Raw genomic sequence first — 4,255 nt, forward strand, 5'->3', positions numbered from 1 at the left:
CGCTGGAGCCCGCCGCGGGTGGCGAGGCGACGACGCTGACCGCGGACTGCGTGCTCGTCTCGATCGGGCGCCGCGCCAACACCGACGGCCTCGCGCTCGACAAGATCGGCCTGGAGCCCAACAAGCGCGGGCAGGTCGAGACCGATCACGACTTCCGCACCTCGGTCGACGGTGTCTGGGCGATCGGCGACGTGATCCCGGGTCCGATGCTCGCGCATAAGGCGGAGGACGAGGGGATCGCGGTCGCGGAGAACATCGCCGGCCAGCACGGCATCGTGAACCACGCGATCATCCCCTCGGTCGTCTACACCTGGCCCGAGATCGCGGGCGTCGGCCTGACCGAGGAGCTCGCCAAGGAGCAGGGCGAGGTGAAGGTCGGCAAGTTCCCGATGATGGCGAACAGCCGCGCCAAGACCAACCACGAGCCCGACGGCTTCGTGAAGATCATCGCCGACGCGAAGACCGACCGCGTCGTCGGCGTGTGGGCGATCGCATCGGTCGCGGGAACGATGATCGCGCAGGCGGCGCAGGCGATGGAGTTCGGCGCGACGAGCGAGGACATCGCCTACACCTGCCACGCGCACCCGACGCACTCGGAAGCGATCAAGGAAGCCGCGATGGCGGTGACGGGCAAGCCGATCCACATCTGATCCGCGGCCACGCGAGAGGACCTCGGCGGCTGCGGTGCAGCGATGCGCCGCCGCCATTTTTCATCTCGACCAGTTCGTGCGCAGCGTCTCAGACGTTCGATCATAGGCAAGTGGGGCGAGCCTTTCCGCTCCGCGTGCGCTGACGCGTTGCAGCTGTCGTACCCGGACGTCAGACCGCTACAGGAGTGCCTTCAAGATGAAGATCAGCGCGCGTAATCAGTTCTCGGGCACGATCACGGCGATCAGTCCCGGCGCGGTCAACGGCACGATCAAGGTCGACATCGGCGGCGGCAACGTGGTCACTTCCTCGATCACCGAGGAAGCGATCGCCGAGCTCGGCCTCGCGGTCGGCGATCAGGTAACGGTGCTGGTGAAGGCGAGCGACGTCCTGATCGGCAAGTGACGCGCGCGGCGCTCGAGCAGCGCTGGCTGACGCTGACGCGCGAGTTGATGCCTACGCTCGCCAGCGAGTGCGGCTGGCCGGTGCGCAACGATCACTGCTTTCAGCGCATCCTCCTCGACGCCGCCGTCGGCGGCTGCTGGTACGACGCAATCCCGCAGCGGCCCGCCTATCGTCACGCGGAGGCGACGTTGCTTGCCCGCGCAATCGACCTCGGTGAGGCGGTCGTTGCCGGCGAGGCCGATCTGGCAGCACTCAATCGCCAGTCGCTCGCGTGGCGCGGCAAGGCGTCGCGCTGACCTGGTCAGGCAGCGTTGGCCGGGCCGCGCGACGGCAATGCAGAGCTCACCCGGTCGCGCGTGCGCGTGCGATGGCGGATTGCAGCTGATCGATCGGCAGCGCACCCGTTAGCACCTGATCGCCCACGACCCAGCTCGGCGTGCCGGTGATGCCGAGCTTGGCCGCGGTTTCCAGATTGTCGCGGATCGTCGCGTCGGCATCGCTCGGGATCGCGGCCACGTCCACGTCCGAAGCACGGCCCGCCGCCGCGATCGTCGCGTCGCTGACCGGGCCCGCGCCGTAGAGCGCGTCGTGGAACGGCTTGAACTTGTTCTGCCGCGCCGCGGCCAGTGCCGCGCGCGCCGCGACCCGGCTCTGCTCGGACAGGACCGGCAATTCCTTGAACACGATTCGCAGCTGCGGGTCCTGATCGACGAGCTTCTGCAACACCGGCAGCGTCGCGCGGCAGAAGCCGCAATTGTAGTCGTAATATTCAACCAGCGTCACGTCGCCTTTGGGATTGCCGATCCACGCGCCGGCATAGGGTTGCTCGATCGCGCCGCGGCTCGCCGCCACTGCCCTGGCCGCGTCGCGCTCCTGCAGCTTCTGCATCGCTTGGGGGATCAGTTCGGGGTTGGCGAGGACGTAGTCGCGCACGACGCGCTCGACCCGCGCCTTGTCCGCACCGTTCAGGTCGCCGGGCGCCATGCGATCGGCGAGGAACATGCCGCCCGCGCCGAACGCCGCGCCGAGCGCCACCATGCCCAACAGGGTCGACCGGTTCATCGCCGCTTCTTGCCCTTGTCGATCACGTCCTGCGACGTCATCGAAATGTCCTGCGCCCGAATCCAGTCGGGCGTATTCTTGGGTATGCCCGCGAGCGCGACGCGCGCGCGCATCGCCGCGGTCCTGCTGTCGCCGGTGAGGCTCGCCTGCTCGGCGCCCGCGAGCGCCGCACGCGCCTCGTCGCCGGTCCGCTCGTACACGGTGCCGAGCTGGAACCAGGCGAACGGATTCTCGTCGTCGCGCTGCACCGCGGTGCGCAGCACGCGCTTCGCCTCGTCGTAATTGGCCGGGTTCTCGGTCGCGATCAGCGCGTGGCCGTAGGTTGTACCGATCAGCGGATTGCTGCGCGTTCCGTCGTAGGCGGCACGAAGCGGCACCAGTGCGTCCTTCGGGTGCCCCGCCTCCAGCATGATCTGCCCGACGATTTCCTGGAAATACGGGTCGTCCGGCTTCGCCTTGATCAGTGCGGCGGCCTCCGCGTCGGCTTTGTCGGGGTAGCCCGCCTTGTGATAGGCGTAGGCGCGCGCGTAATGCGCGTAGATCGTCTGATCGCTGTCGGGATACTCGTTCAGCGTCCGCTTTGGATCGGCGACATAGCCGAGCAGCTTGGCCTTCACGCGGCGGAACCGCTCCTGCAACTGCGGGTCGATCGGCTTGTCGTAGAACGGCGACTCCTTCACGTCGCCTTCGAGCGTCGCGATACGCGTGCCCGACAGCGGGTGCGACTGCATGAACGGGTCGATGTTGGCGAGCCCGTAGCGATATTCCTGCTGCTGCAACGTCTTGAAGAACGTCAGCATGCCCTTGGCAGAGATCCCTGCGGTCTTGAGATACTTGATCGCGCTGGCGTCGGCGGTCGCCTCCTGCGTACGGGTGAACGAAAGGTAGCTGCCCATCGCGGCCTGCTGCCCCGCCGCCATCACACCCATGCCCGCGGCGCCCCCGCCGGCTGCAGCGGTCGCGAGGCCAAGCACCATCGACAGCAGGTACATCGCCATCGCGGGCTTCTGCCCCGCGTCGGCGTTGGCGACGTGACCATCGGCGATGTGACCCAGCTCGTGCGCGATCACGCCCTGAACCTGGTTCACGTTGTCCGCGGCCTCGATCAGCCCGGAATGGATGTACACCGTCTGCCCGCCTACGACGAAGGCGTTGATCGACCCGTCGTTGACCAGCGCGAACTGCACGTCGTTCGGTCGCAGCCCAGCGGCGACCACGATCGGCGCCGACATGTCGTGGAACAAGGCTTCCGTCTCGGCATCGCGCAGCAGCGACTGCGCCTGAACGGGCCCTGCAACCAGCATGGCAGCGCCGGCGACCAGCGTGACGAGCCGATGAATCATCGCGCGACACTCACCCGAGTCGGAGCCGAAGACGAGGTTAGCCGCATGGGCGTCACCGTAGCGCCGAACGGCGCGGGATCATAGCAGCGCATCGCCCGGGCGCTTGCCGCGATGGTGCTTAACCATCGCTGAAGCGCCCGGGCGACGTGACCACCTTTAGTCGGCGATCAGTTGCCGAAGGTGCGCTGCCACCAGCCGCGCCGCGGGGTGCTGTCCGCCTCGGCGGACGCGCCATCCTCGTCGTTTGCCGCCTCTGCCTCGAGGGAGGCTGGTGCCTCGTCCGCCGGGGCGCTCGCCTCGACCGGCTCGGCCGGGGCCGGCTCGGCGGGATTGGCATCAGCCTTCTTGCGGCGCGTCCGCTTGGGCTTGGGCGGTGCCGCCTCTTCCTGAGCGGCATCGGGTGCCGGAAGACCGTCGACGACCGGTGCGGCGTCGGCGGCCTCGACGGCGGGCGCATCAGCCTTCTTGCGCCGCGTCCGCTTCGGCTTGGCGGGCGCCTCGGCCGCTTCCTCGCTCACCGGCTCGGCCGGGGTCACCGGAGCCTCGACCGCTGTCTCCGCCGCGCGCGCGCGCGGGCGCCGGCGGGTCTTGGGCTTGGCGACGGCCTCGGGAGCCGGCTCCTCGGCTGCGGGCTGCTCGACCGCGGGCTCAACGATCGAAGCGGTCTCCGCCTCGGCCTCGGCCGCGGGTGGCTGCTCGACCTCGGGTGCGGGGTCCGTCTCGGCAGCGTCGGCGCTCGCGTCCTCGCTCGTCGGAGCGGCCTGCCCGTCGCGGCGGCGACCGCGACGGTTGCGGCG

5 protein-coding genes and 1 pseudogene are annotated in these 4,255 nt (G+C 69.1%); 3 read left to right on the forward strand and 3 right to left on the reverse strand.

The features are described 5' to 3' along the window. From ACFDS6_RS16665 to ACFDS6_RS16675, 3 genes are all read left to right on the forward strand, one after another. Positions 1-650: FAD-dependent oxidoreductase (locus tag ACFDS6_RS16665; RefSeq protein WP_375273210.1), on the forward strand; the 650-nt coding region annotated here is incomplete at its 5' end. Positions 651-846: 196 nt separating this feature from the next. Further along, a complete protein-coding gene (locus ACFDS6_RS16670) occupies positions 847-1,053 on the forward strand; it encodes a molybdopterin-binding protein (RefSeq protein WP_375273211.1) in 207 nt (68 codons plus the stop codon). Next, positions 1,050-1,349, forward strand: coding sequence for a GCN5-related N-acetyltransferase (locus tag ACFDS6_RS16675; protein ID WP_375273212.1), 300 nt, complete (start codon positions 1,050-1,052; stop codon positions 1,347-1,349). Before ACFDS6_RS16670 ends, ACFDS6_RS16675 begins: the two co-directional genes overlap by 4 nt. Before the next feature lie 46 nt (positions 1,350-1,395). Here ACFDS6_RS16675 and ACFDS6_RS16680 read toward each other — a convergent pair whose 3' ends face one another. The 3 genes and pseudogenes from ACFDS6_RS16680 to ACFDS6_RS16690 form a co-directional block, all read right to left on the reverse strand. Beyond that, a complete protein-coding gene (locus ACFDS6_RS16680) occupies positions 1,396-2,115 on the reverse strand; it encodes a DsbA family protein (protein WP_375273213.1) in 720 nt (239 codons plus the stop codon). Next, entirely contained in the window at positions 2,112-3,458 is a 1,347-nt protein-coding gene (locus ACFDS6_RS16685; protein ID WP_375273214.1) for a M48 family metalloprotease, read from the reverse strand. The genes ACFDS6_RS16680 and ACFDS6_RS16685 overlap by 4 nt, the downstream gene beginning before the upstream one ends. Positions 3,459-3,625: 167 nt before the next feature. Beyond that, a pseudogene (locus tag ACFDS6_RS16690) lies at positions 3,626-4,255 on the reverse strand (ribonuclease E/G); the annotation flags it as partial.

This window comes from Sphingomonas sp. (assembly GCF_042095875.1).
Taxonomy (GTDB): domain Bacteria; phylum Pseudomonadota; class Alphaproteobacteria; order Sphingomonadales; family Sphingomonadaceae; genus Sphingomonas.

Bases quoted from the DNA above. Each gene is read 5' to 3' on its own strand.
- ACFDS6_RS16680 (WP_375273213.1), bottom strand. From the start codon at position 2,115: ATGAACCGGTCGACCCTGTTGGGCATGGTGGCGCTCGGCGCGGCGTTC.
- ACFDS6_RS16670 (WP_375273211.1), top strand. From the start codon at position 847: ATGAAGATCAGCGCGCGTAATCAGTTCTCGGGCACGATCACGGCGATC.
- ACFDS6_RS16685 (WP_375273214.1), bottom strand. From the start codon at position 3,458: ATGATTCATCGGCTCGTCACGCTGGTCGCCGGCGCTGCCATGCTGGTT.